Here is a 16394-nt window from a genome sequence, read left to right on the forward strand (position 1 = left end):
CGTAGTTTCACTCTGGCACGGCCGTTTGCACAAGAGCAAAGATCACACTACTCGAGATGATGTCGGCCCACATCCGGCGCCAAAAACCCGTCCCTGTATGGGGCAAGCCAAGCTCAGCGTGCAGTTGAAACATCGGGAAGCGGTGTTTAGACTGCGTTGTCTCAGCGTCGAAGACTGTTCTGCGTTCCCTGAGGACGTTGCCGTGCTCGGATAGATGCAAGGGGAACATTTCGCCCGATGGATTGCCGAATTCTTTGAGTCGTGATGCGAAAACACGCATCGACCGAGAGTTCTTCATCGCACAACGGCGATCATCCCCCCCAGCCCGATGGACTCAACTCCGCCCGATAGGGATTGTATGAAAGAATTGTGCTGGCGGCGATCGCTGGCGCTTCCCATCATCATTTTTCAATAGCAACAATAGCCCAGAGGAGTCAACCATGAAAATCGAACTGCCCGAGCTGCCTTTCGCAATGAACGCCTTAGAGCCGTACATTTCCCAGGAAACCCTGGAATATCATCACGGCAAACATCACAAGGCGTATGTGGACAAGACGAATGCCCTGATCGAAGGCACCGAGTATGCGAACATGGAGCTCGAGGCCATAATAAAAAAGGCCAGCGGCGGGCTCTTCAATCAGGCGGCGCAGGTTTGGAACCATACGTTCTACTGGAACAGCATGGCTCCCAACGCCGGGGGTGACCCGAAAGGGCCGATCGCCGATGCGATTCGCGAGAGCTTTGGATCGTTCGAGGAACTGCGCAAGCAATTCAACGAGAAGACAGCGGCCAATTTCGGCTCCGGGTGGGGTTGGCTGGTCAAGAACAAGGCCGATAACAAGCTGGCGATTGTCGAAACCGACGACGCCCAAACAGCGCTCACCAACGACAGTGTCGTGCCCCTGATGACCTGCGACGTCTGGGAGCACGCTTACTACATCGATTATCGCAACGCCCGGCCAAAGTATCTGGAAGCCTTCTGGAACCTGGTCAACTGGGATTTCGTCAATCGAAATTTCGAAAAATAAAGCCGCGACGCCGCGGGCGCTTGCCGCGCCCGCGCCGGCTATTATAATCGGCAGAGTCAGAAAGCAGCCGTAAGGCTGTTTTTTTATTTCATCGGGTGCTGCCGACGAGGATGGACAGCATGTTGGAACCGCTGATGCCGACCTACGCGCGGCTACCGGTCGCTTTCGAACGTGGCGAGGGCGCTTGGCTGATTGACAGCGAAGGTGAGCGTTACCTGGACGCGGTGAGCGGCATCGCGGTAAGCAACCTGGGGCACTCCCACCCGATGATTACGCAAGCGATCACCGAGCAGGCCGCTACCCTGCTGCATACTTCCAACCTCTATCGCATTCCGCTGCAGGAACGACTCGCCGCGCGGCTCTGCGAGCTCACCGGCATGGCCTCGGCGTTCTTCGCCAACTCGGGCGCGGAGGCCAATGAGGCGGCGATCAAGCTCGCACGTCTTTATGGCCGGCGGCACGACGTCGATCTGCCGACCGTGATGGTGATGGGCGGCGGGTTTCACGGCCGTACCCTGGCAACGCTCAGCGCAAGCGGTAATCGCCGCGTACAGGCTGGCTTCGATCCGTTGGTCAATGGTTTCATCCGCGTGCCATACAACGATCTGGAGGCAGTAGAGCGGGCCGGCCAAAACAGTAGCCGCATTGTCGCGGTCTTGGTGGAACCGATTCAAGGTGAGGCAGGCGTAGTCCTGCCGGACAGGAACTACCTCGCCGAACTGCGTCGCATCTGTAATGAGCGCGACTGGCTACTGATGCTCGACGAAATCCAGACGGGCATGGGAAGAACCGGCGCGTGGTTCGCCCACCAAGAGTCGGGGATTCGCCCCGATGTCCTCACACTCGCCAAGGCCCTGGGCAATGGCTTTCCCATTGGCGCTTGCCTGACGCGGGGCAAAGCCGCGAAGCTCTTCGAGCCCGGCTCACACGGTTCCACGTTCGGCGGCAACCCCTTGGCCTGCCGGATCGGCTTGGCGGTGCTGGAAGCGCTGCAAGCTGAGGCGCTCCCGGAACGGGCCCGCTGCCTCGGGGAGCGTATGCACGCGCAGCTTCACGAGGCGCTCGCCGGGCTCACCGGGGTAAAAGCGGTCCGTGGGCGCGGGCTGATGCATGGCATCGCGCTCGACCGACCTTGCACGGAGCTCGTGCGCCAAGCGCTTGATCGGCAGTTGCTGATCAATGTCACCGATCAGAGTGTGGTCCGTCTGCTGCCACCACTGGTCATCACCGACGAGGAGGCGGCACGGATCACTCGCAGCGTTATCGACCTCGTCACCGCCTTCCTCGCTCATAGCGGCACCAGAGGCTGATCGATGAATCCGCGGCATTTTCTGACCTTGACAGACTGCACGACAGAAGAGCTCCAAGCGCTTATCCGGCGTGGCATCGAGCTCAAACGCATGCGCCAGGATGGAGTGACCCATGAGCCGCTGAAAAGCCGTGTTCTGGCGATGATCTTCGAGAAGTCTTCGACCCGCACGCGGGTGTCGTTCGAAGCGGGAATGGTACAGCTGGGCGGGCATGCCATGTTTCTATCCCCCCGCGATACTCAGCTCGGCCGCGGAGAAACCATCGAGGACACCGCGCGGGCGATTTCCAGCATGGTCGACGCCGTCATGATCCGCACCTTTGGTCACGAGGTGCTCACGCGCTTCGCCGAGCACTCGCGGGTGCCGGTGATCAACGGTCTCAGCGATCAGTTCCACCCCTGTCAGCTGCTTGCCGATCTGCAGACTTATTGGGAGCAGCGGGACGATATACGCGGACGCACCGTCGTTTGGATAGGTGATGGCAATAACATGTGCCACTCGTATGTCAACGCCGCACAACTGCTCGACTTTAACTTGCGCGTGTGCTGCCCGCCCGGCTATGCCCCCGGTCCTCAATGGCTCGCCGACCCACGCATCGAGCTCATCCCCGAGCCCAGCGAAGCCTTGCGTGGAGCGCATTTGGTGGTTACCGATGTCTGGGCGAGCATGGGCCAGGAGCGCGAGCGCGAGCAGCGCATGCGTGATCTGGCACCTTACCGGGTTACGGACGGCCTGATGGAGCTTGCCGACCCACAGGCATTGTTCATGCATTGCCTGCCGGCGCATCGCGGCGAAGAGGTCGAGGCGGAAGTCATCGACGGTGCCCAGAGCGTTGTCTGGGACGAGGCCGAAAACCGCCTACACGCCCAGAAAGCGCTCTTGGAGTTTTTGCTGCTCAGTGACGATCGCCGGTAGCCTCGGCCGCCATCTGCTCGAAGCTGGTGTGGCGCACGTCCTTGCCGCGAACGAAGTAAATTACGTATTCACAGATATTGCGTGACCGATCGCCGATGCGCTCGAGTGAGCGCACGGACCAGAGGATATCCATGATCGGCGGCACGGATTTAGGGTTCTCCTCCATGTACTGCATCAGATGCCGCACGATCGCCTCATACTGCGCATCGGCTTTGATATCCTCGTGCGCCACCTTGACCGCCTGTTCCGTATCCATCCGCGCAAACGCGTCCAACGCCCCGTGCAGCATCTTCTTGACCAATTCCCCGAGCGCCGCGACCTCATCCATCGGGCTGCGGCGGCGGTCGGCTTCCAGCAAATGCAGCGCCATCCGACCGATGCGCTCGGCCTCGTCGCCAATGCGCTCGAGGTCCGTAATGGTCTTGACCACGGCGATGACCAGGCGCAGATCGCTGGCGGCCGGTTGCCGACGGGCGAGCACATGGGTGCATTCCTCGTCGAGACGCACCTCGAATGCGTTGACCTTGTAGTCACTGGAGACCACGAGTTCGCCACGCTCGCTATCCCCTTCCACCAAAGCCACCAGCGCATCCGCGAGCTGCTGCTCCACCAATCCGCCCATCCGCATGACATTGTTGAGAATCCCCCAAAGCTCCTCGTTGTATTGTTGAGAAATGTGATGGGAGAAGCTCATCTTGTCCATGGCTACCACCTCGGGCCGGAACCCGTTCGACATGTGTTGCGCGGCTGCTCGGGCATCAGCCGTAGCGACCGGTGATATAGTCCTCGGTCTTCTTCTCGCGTGGTCGGGTGAAGATCGTATCCGTATCGGCGAACTCCACCAATTGTCCCAAATACATGAACGCCGTGGAATCGGAAACCCGTGCCGCCTGCTGCATGTTGTGGGTGACGATAATGATCGTGTAATCGTCCTTGAGTTCCTTAATGAGCTCTTCGATCTTCAGCGTCGAGATCGGATCCAGCGCGGATGCCGGTTCGTCGAGCAACAGAATTTCCGGTTTGACCGCCACGGCGCGGGCGAGACAAAGCCTTTGCTGCTGGCCTCCGGAGAGCAACGTTCCGCTCTGCTTGAGCTTATCCTTGACCTCGTCCCACAAGGCGGCTTTGCGCAGGGCCCATTCCACACGCTCACTCATATCATAGCGGCTGAGACACTCGTAGAGTCGGACACCGAACGCAATATTGTCGTAAATGGACATCGGAAACGGCGTCGGCTTTTGAAACACCATGCCGACGCGCGAACGCAAAAGATTCAGATCCTGGCGCTTGTCGAGAATATTCTCGCCATCGATAATGATCTCGCCAGTCGCATACTGCCTCGGATAGAGCTCGTAAATGCGATTGAACGTCCTGAGCAACGTGGACTTACCGCAGCCGGACGGACCGATGAAAGCGGTCACGCGACGCGAACGCAATTCCAGGTTGATATCCTGCAGCGCCTGGAACTGCCCATAGAAGAAATTCAAATCCCGCACCTCGATGCGGGTGTCGGACGATCCTTTGTCCGGTTGTTCGGCGATTTCGTCGGCCTGCGGCAACCGCCTCAGCCGATGCGCGCCCGCCGCCTCCGTTTGCTCCCGTTGCTCGTCCCCACTCTGGCGCAGGTCGATACCGCCCCTTGCACTCGATCCATCGTAAGCCATGGCCCAGCTCACCCTATTTGCGCGCTCTGCCGAGGACGCGTGCGATGATATTCAGCATCAGGATACCCGTCGTAATCAACAGCGCTCCAGCCCAAGCCAAATGATGCCAGTCCTCATAAGGGCTCATGGCGAATTGGAAGATCACCACCGGCAGATTTGCGATAGCGCCGCTCATGTCGAGGCTCCAGAACTGATTGTTCAAGGCCGTGAACAGCAGCGGTGCCGTCTCGCCGCTTATGCGTGCCACCGCCAGCAGCACGCCGGTCAATATCCCCGCACGTGAGGCCCTATAGACGACGGCGACTATCACGCGCCAGCGAGGGGCCCCGAGCGCGGCTGCCGCTTCCCGCAAACTCACGGGCACGAGGCAGAGCATGTCCTCCGTCGTGCGCACCACGATCGGTATGACGATAAGGGCGAGGGCGGCGCCGCCCGCCCACCCCGAGAAATGACCCGTACGAAGGACGATGAGCTCATAGATGAACACGCCCATCACGATCGACGGCGCGCTCAGCAGGATATCGTTCACGAATCGGATCACCGGCGCCAACCGCGTGCTGCGCCCGAACTCGGAAAGATAGGTGCCGGCCAGAATGCCGATCGGCGCGCCGATCACGACGCCGCTTGCAGTGAGCAGCAGGGTGCCCACGAGGGCATTGGCAAGACCCCCGGAATCACCGGGCGGCGGTGTCGTTTCCGAAAAGACGCTCAGATCGAGCCATGGCAGGCCTTGCGCCACCAAGGTCCAAAGCAGCCAGCCCAGCCAGAACAGACCGAAGACGGTGGCGAACATCGACAACGTCAGGCTCACAGCGTTTATGATGCGTCGGCGGGCGTACAGAGTCATGCGCTTGTGCCTCAAGTACGCTCGCCTTCCTTCGCCGTGAGCCGCAGCAGCAGCAGCTTGGCGAGTGCGAGCACCAGAAAGGTGATGAAAAAGAGCACCAATCCCAGTTCGATCAGCGCGGAGGTGTAAAGCTCACCCGTCGCCTCGGTGAACTCGTTGGCGAGGGTCGAAGAAATCGTGTTGCCGGGCATGAACAGTGAGATGTTGAACTGGTGGGCGTTGCCGATCACGAACGTCACCGCCATGGTCTCGCCCAGCGCCCGACCGAGACCGAGCATGATGCCCCCGGCGACACCCACCTTGGTATAGGGCAGCACGACGGAGCGCAGCACTTCCCAAGTCGTGGCGCCGAGACCGTAGGCAGATTCCTTGAGTACTGCCGGCACCAACTCGAAAACGTCACGCATCACGGCACTGATAAAGGGAATCACCATGATCGCCAGAATCACGCCGGCCGTGAACACCCCAATGCCGAGCGGCGGCCCGGAGAACAGCGCGCCGATCAGAGGAAGATCACCGAGGTACTCGCTCAACCAGGGCTGGACGTGATCGGCAAACAGGGGCGCGAACACGAACAAACCCCACATGCCATAGATGATGCTCGGTATGGCCGCCAGCAACTCGATCGCGGTGCCGATCGGGCGGCGCAGCCATAGGGGAGCCAGCTCGGTAATGAACACGGCAATGCCGAAGCTCACCGGTACGGCGATGATCATCGCGATCGCCGAGGTCACCAGAGTGCCGGTAATGGGCACCACGGCACCGTAGACGTCCGTCACCGGGTTCCACTGGGTACTGGTGAGAAAACCGAAGCCGAACTGACGGATCGCCGGCCACGCCCCGATCAGAAGCGCCAGGCAAATCGCAAAGACGATGGCAAGCACCACCATGGCGAACAGCCAAGTGGTGGCGGCAAACAACCGATCCGCCAAATATCCCCGCCGCAGCCTACGCTGCAGAACGCGCTCGGCGCTCGTCGCCTGTATGCTGACAGCCTGCTCCATGATGCGCTCCGCGCATGGTGTGTTGGCAAAGTGGCGCCGCAGTGCGAATACACGCAGCGAAAAGCCGCCCGTCAGGGGCGGCTTTTGTGTATCAGCTTAGATGCAGGAGGTCAAACCGCACCATTTACCGACGCGACTCGGCGGGCGGCCAGATCGGCTTATCATTCGACGTGCGTACCCTCTTTTCCCAGAGGTCTTTGACCTGCCGGACGACACTGTTCGGCAACGGCACGTAGTGTAAGGCCACCGCCATCTCATTACCATTTTCCAAGCACCAGGCAAAAAACTCGAGTACCGCCCGACCCGTGGCCGCCTCGTCCTGGGTCTCGTGCATCAGGATGAAACTCGCCCCGCTGATCGGCCAGCTCTGTTTGCCGGGCTGATCCGTCAACACCAGGTAGAAGCCAGGTGCGTGCGTCCAATCGGCACCCGCTGCGGCCGCTTGAAAAGTCTCGATGCTCGGCTCGACGAAGTGGCCGTCCCGGTTGCGCAGGCGCACGTGATTCATCCGGTTTTGCAGCGCATAGGCGAACTCTACGTAGCCGATGGCTCCCTTGAGCCGGGCCACATAGGAAGCAACGCCTTCATTGCCTTTACCGCCCACCCCCGTGGGCCAGCTGACCGCTTTGGCGTTGCCCACTTGCTGCTTCCAGGTCGAGCTGATCTTGCTCAGATAATTGGTGTATATCCAGGTGGTCCCCGATCCATCGGAGCGGTGAACCACCGTGATGGGCAGCCCGGGCAAGTTCAGTTTGGGATTGACCTTTTGCAACGCGGGGTCGTTCCAGCGTGTGATCCGACCGCGGAAAATGTCCGCGAGCAGCCGCCCCGTCAGCTTCAGCGTGCCGCGTTCGACACCTGGAAGGTTGACCACCGGCACCACGCCGCCGATGATCATGGGAAATTGCACCAATCCGCCAGCGTCGAGCTCCTTTTTGACCAACGGGGCATCCGAGGCACCAAAATCCACCGTTCCCGCCTTAATCTGCTTGATGCCGCCGCCCGAGCCGATGGACTGGTAGTTCACCCTAACGCCATCGACCTTGTGATAGGCCGCGGCCCACTTACTGTAAATCGGGTAAGGGAAGGTCGCGCCGGCCCCATCGATCCGCTTGCTCTCACTCGCTGCGGCGGCGACAAGCGCGCCCGCGGTGATCACAATGGCACCGAGCACGAATGCCCGCCTCAATCCTTTTCGCATTCTGCTCTCCTCAGGCATTGAACTGGATTTCCAACCTTTTGCCGCGATGTCCGGTCGGGGCTTGCCCCCTGAGCCGACGCTTAAAGCCTCATGCTTGCCCGACCCTCGGCCTGCATCGTTCGGCTTCGTTGTGTACGCGCCCCCCGATTCAGCTTACCGGGACTGTATTACACTTCCATGACGCCGCACGATGCATGTCATCTCACCGGCTGCCCTTGCTACTGCCGCCATGCAGGCTCTTCCCTGCCGATGTCCCCGCCGCCGGTCTGCGCAGACAAAGTCTCGCCGGGAAGCGACAATCAAATGTGCTGCCGACTCCGAGCTGACTCTGGATATGGAGTTCACCGTCGTGACGGCTGAGTACATGTTTGACGATCGCCAAGCCGAGGCCCGTGCCCCGCCTTGTGCCACTCGCCGCGCTGTCCACCCGGTAGAAGCGCTCGGTCAATCGCGGCAGGTGGTGCGGCGGGATGCCTGGTCCGCTGTCGGCCACCTGCAGATGTGCCGCTTCATCGTCAGCAAACCAGCGCACGACGATTCGGCCGCCGGCCGGTGTGTACTTAACGGCATTGACCACGAGATTCGAGAAGGCACTGCGCAGCTCGGTTGCATCGCCGCGAAGTTGCAACGCCTCGTCAACTTCGAGTTCGATGCGGTGTCGACCACCGCTCAGAGCGGTGGCCTCCGCGCTGAGTGCTTTCAGTATCGACGCGATGTCAACCGGCACCGCGGCCGGTTGACGCTCACCGGTCTCCAATCGTGAGAGCAGCAAGAGGTCATTTACCAGCTGGCTCATCCGCTGACTCTGCTCCCGGATCAAGGCGAGCGATTGCTGCAACTCCTCTACCCGGCACGCCTCCTCTCCGGAGAGTGTTTCGGCCACTCCCTCGATCACGGTCAGCGGGGTACGCAGCTCATGAGTGATGTTGGTCACAAAGTCTCGCCGCATTCTCTCGAGACGATGGATGCGGGTCACGTCGCGGGCTAGCAGCAATTTGCGGTCCTGGCCATAAGGCACGATGCGGATCTCCAAAACCAAATGCCCATCACACGGCGAGGGGACTTTGACGGATTCGTGCCAGTCGTCACGCGCCAGGAATTCGTGGAAGATCGGGTGACGTAAGAGGTTGGCAATACGCTGGCCTTGGTCACGCGGCCACTCAAGCCCGAGATAGCGGGTCGCAGCGGCGTTCCACCATTGCATCTCTCCTTTGCCCCGGAGCACGACAGTGGCGTCAGGCATGGCGTTGGCCGACTCTTTGAAGCGTCGCAACAGCTCGGCCAAACGCCGCCGGCGATGACGATGGCGGCGTTGCAAAAGGTAGAGATGATCGAACAGCGCCCCCCACAGACCGTCCGATTGGGGCGGCCGCAACTGACGCCCTCGCCGCAACCAACGCTCGAGACGCACTAGGCTGCGGAGCTGGACACACAGCACAATCACCAAGGCGACCAGCAATGCCAGCGTGAGATGCCCGGTCCCCAGACCGATCGAAACGGCGACCACCAGAAGCAGAACGAGCCGCCCCGTGGCTGCGGGCCAAGGGCTACTTACCAGCATGGAGGATATCGATTCGGTCGCTGCGCATGAAAGCCTCTCACGCTGAGGCGAGAGTTCCAGGAACAAGAACCCTTTGGGAGCAATCGGACAGAGCAACGAAAACGGCTATTATCGATCTGCCGATGACGGAGCCGCGCAGCGCGGCCGCCTGTCGCCAACAACGTTCCCGGCGGAGCCATTCCTCACCCGGCGGGATTTGCAATCGGCCTCGACAACCGCCTAAGGGCAGCGGCGACCAACCGCTTATGGCTGGAACCACCCGCAGCGCCATACCGTTTCATCGAGCCAATACCGATAACGATCGTGTAGCCGCCCTGGGCGCGCGGACCAGAATTCGATCAGATCCGGCGCCAACCGATAGCCCGTCCAATGCGCCGGCCGCGGAACCGGCTGATCGGCATAGCGCCCTTCCAGTTCCTGGACCCGCTTCTCAAGCCATGTACGGTTCGGCAATGGCTGCGACTGCTCAGAGGCCCACGCGCCGAGCTGACTGGCCCGTGCCCGCGTCGCCCAATAGCGGTCCGCTTCCTGCGGACGGACCAGGCGCACGCTGCCCTCCACGAGAACCTGCTCCATCAACGGTTGCCAGAACAGACACAGGGCAGCGCGAGGATTTTCGCTGAGCTGCCGGCCCTTGCGGCTATGGGTGTTGGTGTAGAACACGAAACCCGCCTCGCTCACCTCCTTGAGCAGGACAGTACGCGCGCTGGGACGGCCCTCTCGGTCCGCCGTCGCCAGCGTTATCGCCGCCGGCTCGGCCAAGCCCACGTTCTGGGCGCGCTCGAAGAGGCGCTGGAACCGCTCGATGGCATCACGATAGACTTCCATGCAGACCCGCTATTGCCAAGGTTGCGGCGTAGTGTAGCATTGCAGCAGCGTTACGAACGCGAGTCCTCGACCGGCTCCACCCGCAGCAATAGGCCATCCAGGTCGATCACACGGACACGTTGCCCGGCGCGTAACGCCACGTCACACTGTGCCCGCCAGCGCTCGCCATGGATTTGGATCCAACCCGTGCCCTCGAAATCGGCCGAAGCCGTGCCCACACTGCCCACCATCTGCTGGCGCCCCGCTACGACGGGCCGTTTGTGGGCGCGAATCGCAAAACCGGCGCTAGCCAGCAGCAGCAAAAGACTGGCGGCAGCAAAGCCGATGATAAGCAGCATCGAGAGCTGGAAACCCGGCACATCGGTGTCGATCAGCATGACCGATCCCATCACGAAAGCGACCACCCCCCCTAGCCCCAGCGCCCCGAAGCTCGGTGCGAAAGCCTCTGCAATCATGAAGATAATACCAAGCAGGATCAGTCCCAAACCGGCGTAATTAATTGGCAACGCCTGAAAGGCGAAAAGCGCGAGTAGCAGAGAAATGCCACCCAGCACTCCCGGAAGGATCGCGCCGGGGTTGGCGAGCTCGAAGAAAAGCCCGTAAATCCCCAGCAGCATCAGGACGTAGGCCACATTGGGGTTGGTGAGCACCGCCAATATCCGCGTACGCCACCCAGGCTCGACGCGCTCGACCTCCAGTCCATCCGTTGCCAAAGTTGCCTCACCCGTCGCAAGCTTCACGGTGCGGCCATTGATTTTGCCCAGTAGCTGCTCGACGTCATCGGCCACCACGTCGATGACATCCATCTCCAAGGCTTGGTGGGCCGGAAGGCTCGCGGCCTCGCGCACCGCTTTCTCCGCCCATTCCGCATTGCGCCCGCGCAATTCGGCGAGCGAGCGGATGTAGGCGACGGCGTCATTGACCATCTTGCGCTCCATCGCAGTGCTCGGCGCGGTGTCGCCTTCCTTGCCTTTCTCTGAGCCCTCCTCCGAGCCTTCGTCCGGACCGGGCGAAGGTGGGCCAGGCATTCCACCCACCTGCACCGGCGTTGCCGCACCGAGGTTTGTTCCGGGGGCCATGGCGGCCACATGGGAGGCATACAGAATGTACGTGCCGGCGCTCGCAGCGCGCGAGCCGCTCGGCGCGACATATGTGACGATCGGAACGGGCGAGCTCAGGATGGCTTGAATGATATCGCGCATGGAGGTATCCAGCCCGCCCGGGGTGTCCATCTCCAGAATCACGAGCGCCACGCCCTGTTCCTGGGCCCGGCTCAACTCAGTGCCGATGTAATCGCTGGTGGCCGGACCGATTGCACCGTCGATGTTCAGCAGCAGAGCACGGCCGTTGGCGGCTGCCGCGGTAGCCAGCGACCAAGCCAGGATCGCAACGAGCATAGCGCGCATCGGTGTCTCCCGTATCCCTAGGGCAACGGCAGCGCCTGGCAGGCTTCATACGGCTGAATCGTCAACCGACGCCTGGCGTTCAATCGCCGAGCGCCGCCCGGATCCGCTCTTGGACTTCCGCTACACGCCCTCGACCGTCGATGACGCGATAACGCGGCGCGCCCGTATCGTCCTCCGCGGCCCATGCTTTATAGTACGCCACCAATGGCTGGGTCTGTTCATGGTAGACGCGCAAACGCTCGCGCACCGTCTCCTCGCGGTCGTCTTCGCGCTGTACCAGCGGCTCACCGGTCACATCGTCCCGATCATCGACCTTGGGTGGGTTGTACAGGCGGTGATAAACGCGTCCCGATCCCGGATGAACGCGCCGTCCACTCAAACGACGCACAATTTCCTCGTTGGCGAGTTGCAGTTCGATGACATAGTCGAAGCGGATGCGCTCATCCCTCAAGGCGTCCGCCTGGGTAAGAGTCCGCGGGAAGCCGTCGAAGAGGAACCCATTGGCGCAATCCGGCTGAGCAATACGTTCCTTGACCAGTTTGATGATGATGTCATCACTGACCAGGCCGCCCGTCTCCATCACCGCCTTGGCCTCGTGCCCGAGCGCCGTGCCCTCCTTCACCGCCGCACGGAGCATGTCACCAGTGGAGATCTGAGGTATGCCATAGCACCGGCACACGTCGGCGGCCTGTGTACCTTTCCCTGCGCCCGGCGGACCCAATAGAATTATTCGCATACGAGTAATCTCCTGCGCTCATCTCGGTGCCAGGCAGCACAAAATTGAATCAGGCGTTTACACATTGGCTTCCCGCTAATCCTAAGTGGCCTGAAAGCGCTCGAGCACGTAACCGACTTGATGGCCTTGCCGGTCGAAGGTGCGTTCCGCGAAGAGTACCTCGCTGCGCTCGTTCATGGTGATCACAGTCGAACAACGCGTGCCGTAACGCTGCGTCACGATGAACATCGGTGCAAGCGCTCGCTCCCATTCCAGCCCGATGGCGGTATCGGGCAAGGCCGAATCGGGGGGGCGGTGCCGATCGCGGAGCAGCTCAAACAAACCCTCGGCCTCGGGCGGGCAGCAGCCCTTCAAATAGTCCATCAACCGCGCCTTGCCACGCGCGACTTTCGGCCAAGGCGTGTCGAGCACGTCGTTGCTCAGCGCATAAACTCCCGCCGCAAGCCCATCGCGCCGCTCGCCCCGGTTGGATACGTAGAGCAGGCGCGCCGGTGAGCCGAACAGCAAATTAAAACCATTGTAGCGGTGCCCGTCACGCTGGAAATGACTGAAAAGATCGTCGTCCTCACCCCGGGCCAGCGCGGTCACCGGCAACTCGCCCCGCGAAGCGACACCCGGCTCGGTGATTGAAGGATCACGATAATTGGTGACCGCGGCGATTCGCCCGCCACGGGAGATACCAATCCAGGTGCCGCCCGCTTCGAGATCCCGTCCGGCAAAAATCCGCGGCGCCGTCCACCAATGGGCGGGCTCGGCCGCACGCTCATGAAATTCATCGCGATTGGCTGCAATGATCAGCGGGTAGCCCGTGCAGACCCGATAAGCAAGCAGCAACAGGCACATCACGCCCTCCGCTACGGTCAATCGCGGGTTGCATCGAGCTCATAGGCAGCCAGCCGCCCCCCCATCGACTGCACGAAAACGCGCTCACCGGCAACAAGCGGGGTATTATTGAGCCGCGAGTCATCCACCTCCTGGCGCGCCAGCAGCCGGCCGTCATCAACGGAAAGCCAATTCAAAAAGCCGTCGGAGCCTCCGACCACAACATAATCCGAATAAACGGCCGGAGCGCTCATGCGCTCTCCCTGAAAGACGTCCTGGCGCCAAACCGACGCACCGCTGAAGCGATCGAAAGCCCAGATACGGCCCTCAGCGTCGCTCGCATATACATTATTGGCATCGACCGCGACACCAGTATAAGTCGAAAGCGCTCGCGCCCAGACAATATGCCCATCGCGCAGACTCAGCCCGGCAATCCGTCCTTGGTAGCTCGCCGCAAACACACCGCCCTGCACGACCACAGGGTCTGCGTCGACGTCGACCATCTGCTCGAGTTCGGAGCGTCCCTGGGCAACCGCAACGTTTTGCTCCCACACCGGCGTTCCGTCACGCAAGCTCAACGCCGCGACACGACCGTTGTCGAAGCCGACGATCACGCCGCCCTGCACGAGCACCGGCGAGCCGTGACCGCGCAGCGAAAGGACGGGAACGTTGCGATCGTAGATCCACTGGCGCTCGCCCGTTTCCCCATCGAGCCCGAACACCCGGCCGTCGTTGGTGCGCACCACTACCTGCCCTTGCCCGAGCGCGGGGGGGGCCAGAACTTCGCTCGTTACGCCCGAGATCCATAGCAGCTGCCCGTCGGCGGAAGCCAGCCCCAACACCTCCCCCTTGCGCGTGCCCACGACCACCAGGTCCTCGCCAGCCGCCGGCCCACCGGAGACGCGTTGATCCAGCTCCTTGCGCCAAATCCGCTTGCCATCGTCGGCGTGCAAGGCTGTTACGCTGCCGTCGCTGGCGGCCGCGTAAAGGCGGTCCCCAGCGAGAACCGGGCGAAGCCGCTCGCTTACCAGCTCGGTGCGTCCAACGTCGGCCTCCCATGCCAAGCGGGCCTGCAGCGGGGTCGTGATGTCATTCAGCTCGCTCGGCACCGAGGTCGATCGCAAACGATCCGATGTCGTACAGGCGATCAGGGTGAGCAGTAACGCCGGAAGCAGCAGCGCATGCCTCACAATGTGGACTCCGCAACACCGAGGTCGTTGAGCTTGGCCTGGATCAGGCCACGGCGCCGGGTGTTGACGCCGGCGGCGAGCGCCGCCCGATAGGCCTTTATGGCCGCGTCGCGCTCGGAGCGCGCCGTGTGAATATCGCCGAGCAACTCCCGAAACGGGCCGGCAAAACCATCTTCGGGCACCGGCTTTGCTACGTCCAACGCCTTGCCGGCATCACCGGAGCCCAATAGCACCCGTGCCAGGCGCAGCCGTGCAATCGTCTGCAGAACCGGCTCTGGCGAATGCTCAAGCACCCAGCGCAGCACTTGAGCTGCCGCCGGCAGATCATCGTTCTCGACGTAGCGGCCGGCCATCTGAAAGGCGGCAAGTACCGCGTAAACGCTATTCTCGTGCTCGTTTTGCAGTTGCTCGGCCCGGCTCTTTGCCGCTGCCGTGTTGTCATCCCCGAGATCGGCGAGCAACGCTTGATAGGCGGCCGCCGCAGCCATTTCCTGGCGATCCTGATAGGCATTCCATTGTTGCCAGCCCAAGATACCGACGAGCGCGATGATCACCCCGGCGATCACCGAGCGCCCGTACTCACTCCACCAGCGACGGATCTGATCGATTTGCTCTTCTTCCGACCTATAACCAACCACGCTTCGCTTCCTCGTTTCATGCCCCGGGCAGCCGAGTCATGCCTGCCCATCGTTGCAGCGCGCTAACAGTGCGGTAAGTTCAGCCTCGCTCAGGCGCCACTGGGTGGTTGGCTCCCGCAAGTCCTTGACCGAGAAGCGCCCGGCGGCGATCTCCTCGGCCGCGAGGATGATTGCATACCGGGCGCCGCTGCGATCGGCCCGTTTGAATTGGCTCTTGAAAGAGCCGCCGCCGCTGTTCACGCGTAAACTTAACCACGGCAGGCTATCGCGCAGACCCTCCGCTAATCGATACGCGGGAACCATAGCCTCCTCTCCGACGACCACCAGGTACGCATGCAGCGACCGCTTCGATGGTGTCCGACCTGCTTCTGCAACCAAGGCGACCAAGCGCTCGATTCCGAGTGCAAAGCCGATGGCGGGCGTCGGTGCCCCGCCGATCTGCTCGACTAGGCCGTCGTACCGTCCGCCCGCACAGACGGTGCCCTGGGCACCGAGCTGCTCAGTCGTCCATTCAAAGACCGTGCGGGTATAATAATCCAACCCGCGCACCAGCCGAGGATTGAGTGTGTAGGCGACTCCCGCGGCGTCCAGGATTTCGGTCATCCGTTCGAGATGGCCCCGTGAGCTCTCATCCAAGTGGTTCAGAATGCTCGGTGCCTCTGCGATCAGAGGCTGCATCGCCGGGCTCTTGCTGTCCAGGATACGCAGGGGGTTGGTGTGCAGCCGTCGCCGCCCGTCCTCATCCAGGCGCTCATGATGACTTTGAAAGTAGCTCACCAGCCGCTCACGATACGCGGTGCGGGAAGTCGGCGTGCCGAGCGAGTTGATCTGCAACTCGAGGTCAACAAGCCCGAGTGAGCGCAGCATTCGGCCGGTCATCAGAATCATTTCCGCGTCGATATCCGGCCCCGGCGCCCCGAAAACCTCCGCGCCGATCTGATGAAACTGCCGATAACGCCCCTTCTGCGGCCGTTCGTAGCGAAACATGGCGCCACCGTACCAGAGGCGGGGTTGAGCTCCATGCAACAGGCCATGCTCAATGCAGGCACGAACCGCCCCGGCCGTTCCTTCTGGGCGCAGCGTGATGCTCTCGCCGTTGCGGTCCTCGACGGTATACATCTCCGGTTCGACCATGTCGGGTACCTCGCCCATGGCGCGGGCCCACAATGCCGTCTTCTCCACGAGGGGCCAACGGAGTTCCTGATAGTCGTAGGCGGCGCGCACTGCACACAGCGGGGTCTCGA

At 61.8% G+C, this 16394-nt stretch carries 16 protein-coding genes; 3 read left to right on the plus strand and 13 right to left on the minus strand.

What is annotated here, in order from left to right:
• Window positions 1–440 precede the first annotated feature (440 nt).
• From AC52Q4_RS02145 to argF, 3 genes are all read left to right on the plus strand, one after another.
• On the plus strand, window positions 441–1028 hold the full coding sequence (locus tag AC52Q4_RS02145) for a superoxide dismutase (protein WP_495535157.1): 588 nt from the start codon (window positions 441–443) through the stop codon (window positions 1026–1028).
• 119 nt (window positions 1029–1147) lie between these two features.
• The gene (locus AC52Q4_RS02150; RefSeq protein WP_495535158.1) at window positions 1148–2338 is read left to right on the plus strand and encodes an aspartate aminotransferase family protein; all 1191 of its coding nucleotides are present in this window, start codon (window positions 1148–1150) and stop codon (window positions 2336–2338) included.
• Between the two features lie 3 nt (window positions 2339–2341).
• Window positions 2342–3253, plus strand: a complete 912-nt coding sequence (gene argF, locus AC52Q4_RS02155; protein WP_495535159.1) for an ornithine carbamoyltransferase — start codon at window positions 2342–2344, stop codon at window positions 3251–3253.
• On the opposite strand, the gene phoU is transcribed toward argF, so the two are convergent.
• The 13 genes from phoU to hisS form a co-directional block, all read right to left on the minus strand.
• Window positions 3234–3956, minus strand: coding sequence for a phosphate signaling complex protein PhoU (gene phoU, locus AC52Q4_RS02160; RefSeq protein WP_495535172.1), 723 nt, complete (start codon window positions 3954–3956; stop codon window positions 3234–3236). The genes argF and phoU overlap by 20 nt on opposite strands.
• A 55-nt stretch (window positions 3957–4011) precedes the next feature.
• Window positions 4012–4917: a phosphate ABC transporter ATP-binding protein PstB gene (gene pstB, locus AC52Q4_RS02165; protein WP_495535160.1), complete on the minus strand. Its 906-nt coding sequence runs from the start codon at window positions 4915–4917 to the stop codon at window positions 4012–4014.
• A gap of 13 nt (window positions 4918–4930) precedes the next feature.
• Window positions 4931–5764, minus strand: a complete 834-nt coding sequence (pstA, locus tag AC52Q4_RS02170; protein WP_495535161.1) for a phosphate ABC transporter permease PstA — start codon at window positions 5762–5764, stop codon at window positions 4931–4933.
• A gap of 11 nt (window positions 5765–5775) precedes the next feature.
• Window positions 5776–6768: a phosphate ABC transporter permease subunit PstC gene (pstC, locus tag AC52Q4_RS02175; protein WP_495535162.1), complete on the minus strand. Its 993-nt coding sequence runs from the start codon at window positions 6766–6768 to the stop codon at window positions 5776–5778.
• Between the two features lie 124 nt (window positions 6769–6892).
• Entirely contained in the window at window positions 6893–7969 is a 1077-nt protein-coding gene (pstS, locus tag AC52Q4_RS02180; RefSeq protein ID WP_495535163.1) for a phosphate ABC transporter substrate-binding protein PstS, read from the minus strand.
• 202 nt (window positions 7970–8171) lie between these two features.
• Window positions 8172–9530 carry a phosphate regulon sensor histidine kinase PhoR gene (phoR, locus tag AC52Q4_RS02185; protein ID WP_495535164.1) on the minus strand — a complete coding sequence of 453 codons (1359 nt, stop codon included), beginning with the start codon at window positions 9528–9530 and terminating at the stop codon, window positions 8172–8174.
• A gap of 243 nt (window positions 9531–9773) precedes the next feature.
• Window positions 9774–10358: a pyridoxamine 5'-phosphate oxidase gene (gene pdxH / locus AC52Q4_RS02190; RefSeq protein WP_495535165.1), complete on the minus strand. Its 585-nt coding sequence runs from the start codon at window positions 10356–10358 to the stop codon at window positions 9774–9776.
• Between the two features lie 50 nt (window positions 10359–10408).
• Entirely contained in the window at window positions 10409–11764 is a 1356-nt protein-coding gene (locus AC52Q4_RS02195) for an NfeD family protein (RefSeq protein WP_495535166.1), read from the minus strand.
• 79 nt (window positions 11765–11843) lie between these two features.
• On the minus strand, window positions 11844–12500 hold the full coding sequence (adk, locus tag AC52Q4_RS02200; RefSeq protein ID WP_495535167.1) for an adenylate kinase: 657 nt from the start codon (window positions 12498–12500) through the stop codon (window positions 11844–11846).
• Window positions 12501–12581: 81 nt separating this feature from the next.
• A complete protein-coding gene (locus AC52Q4_RS02205; protein ID WP_495535168.1) occupies window positions 12582–13343 on the minus strand; it encodes an NRDE family protein in 762 nt (253 codons plus the stop codon).
• Window positions 13344–13360: 17 nt separating this feature from the next.
• Complete coding sequence (bamB, locus tag AC52Q4_RS02210) at window positions 13361–14512, minus strand: outer membrane protein assembly factor BamB (protein WP_495535169.1); 1152 nt, start codon at window positions 14510–14512, stop codon at window positions 13361–13363.
• Entirely contained in the window at window positions 14509–15150 is a 642-nt protein-coding gene (locus AC52Q4_RS02215; protein WP_495535170.1) for a YfgM family protein, read from the minus strand. Before AC52Q4_RS02215 ends, bamB begins: the two co-directional genes overlap by 4 nt.
• A 36-nt stretch (window positions 15151–15186) precedes the next feature.
• Window positions 15187–16394, minus strand: a 1208-nt coding sequence (gene hisS / locus AC52Q4_RS02220; protein WP_495535171.1) for a histidine--tRNA ligase, incomplete at its 5' end; no start/stop codon positions are given.

This window comes from Nitrococcus sp. (assembly GCF_059432795.1).

Coding starts and splice junctions, on each gene's coding strand:
- AC52Q4_RS02145 (WP_495535157.1), top strand. CDS start 441: ATGAAAATCGAACTGCCCGAGCTGCCTTTCGCAATGAACGCCTTAGAG.
- AC52Q4_RS02150 (WP_495535158.1), top strand. CDS start 1,148: ATGTTGGAACCGCTGATGCCGACCTACGCGCGGCTACCGGTCGCTTTC.
- argF (WP_495535159.1), top strand. CDS start 2,342: ATGAATCCGCGGCATTTTCTGACCTTGACAGACTGCACGACAGAAGAG.
- phoU (WP_495535172.1), bottom strand. CDS start 3,956: ATGGACAAGATGAGCTTCTCCCATCACATTTCTCAACAATACAACGAG.
- pstB (WP_495535160.1), bottom strand. CDS start 4,917: ATGGCTTACGATGGATCGAGTGCAAGGGGCGGTATCGACCTGCGCCAG.
- pstA (WP_495535161.1), bottom strand. CDS start 5,764: ATGACTCTGTACGCCCGCCGACGCATCATAAACGCTGTGAGCCTGACG.
- pstC (WP_495535162.1), bottom strand. CDS start 6,768: ATGGAGCAGGCTGTCAGCATACAGGCGACGAGCGCCGAGCGCGTTCTG.
- pstS (WP_495535163.1), bottom strand. CDS start 7,969: ATGCGAAAAGGATTGAGGCGGGCATTCGTGCTCGGTGCCATTGTGATC.
- phoR (WP_495535164.1), bottom strand. CDS start 9,530: ATGCTGGTAAGTAGCCCTTGGCCCGCAGCCACGGGGCGGCTCGTTCTG.
- pdxH (WP_495535165.1), bottom strand. CDS start 10,358: ATGGAAGTCTATCGTGATGCCATCGAGCGGTTCCAGCGCCTCTTCGAG.
- AC52Q4_RS02195 (WP_495535166.1), bottom strand. CDS start 11,764: ATGCGCGCTATGCTCGTTGCGATCCTGGCTTGGTCGCTGGCTACCGCG.
- adk (WP_495535167.1), bottom strand. CDS start 12,500: ATGCGAATAATTCTATTGGGTCCGCCGGGCGCAGGGAAAGGTACACAG.
- AC52Q4_RS02205 (WP_495535168.1), bottom strand. CDS start 13,343: ATGTGCCTGTTGCTGCTTGCTTATCGGGTCTGCACGGGCTACCCGCTG.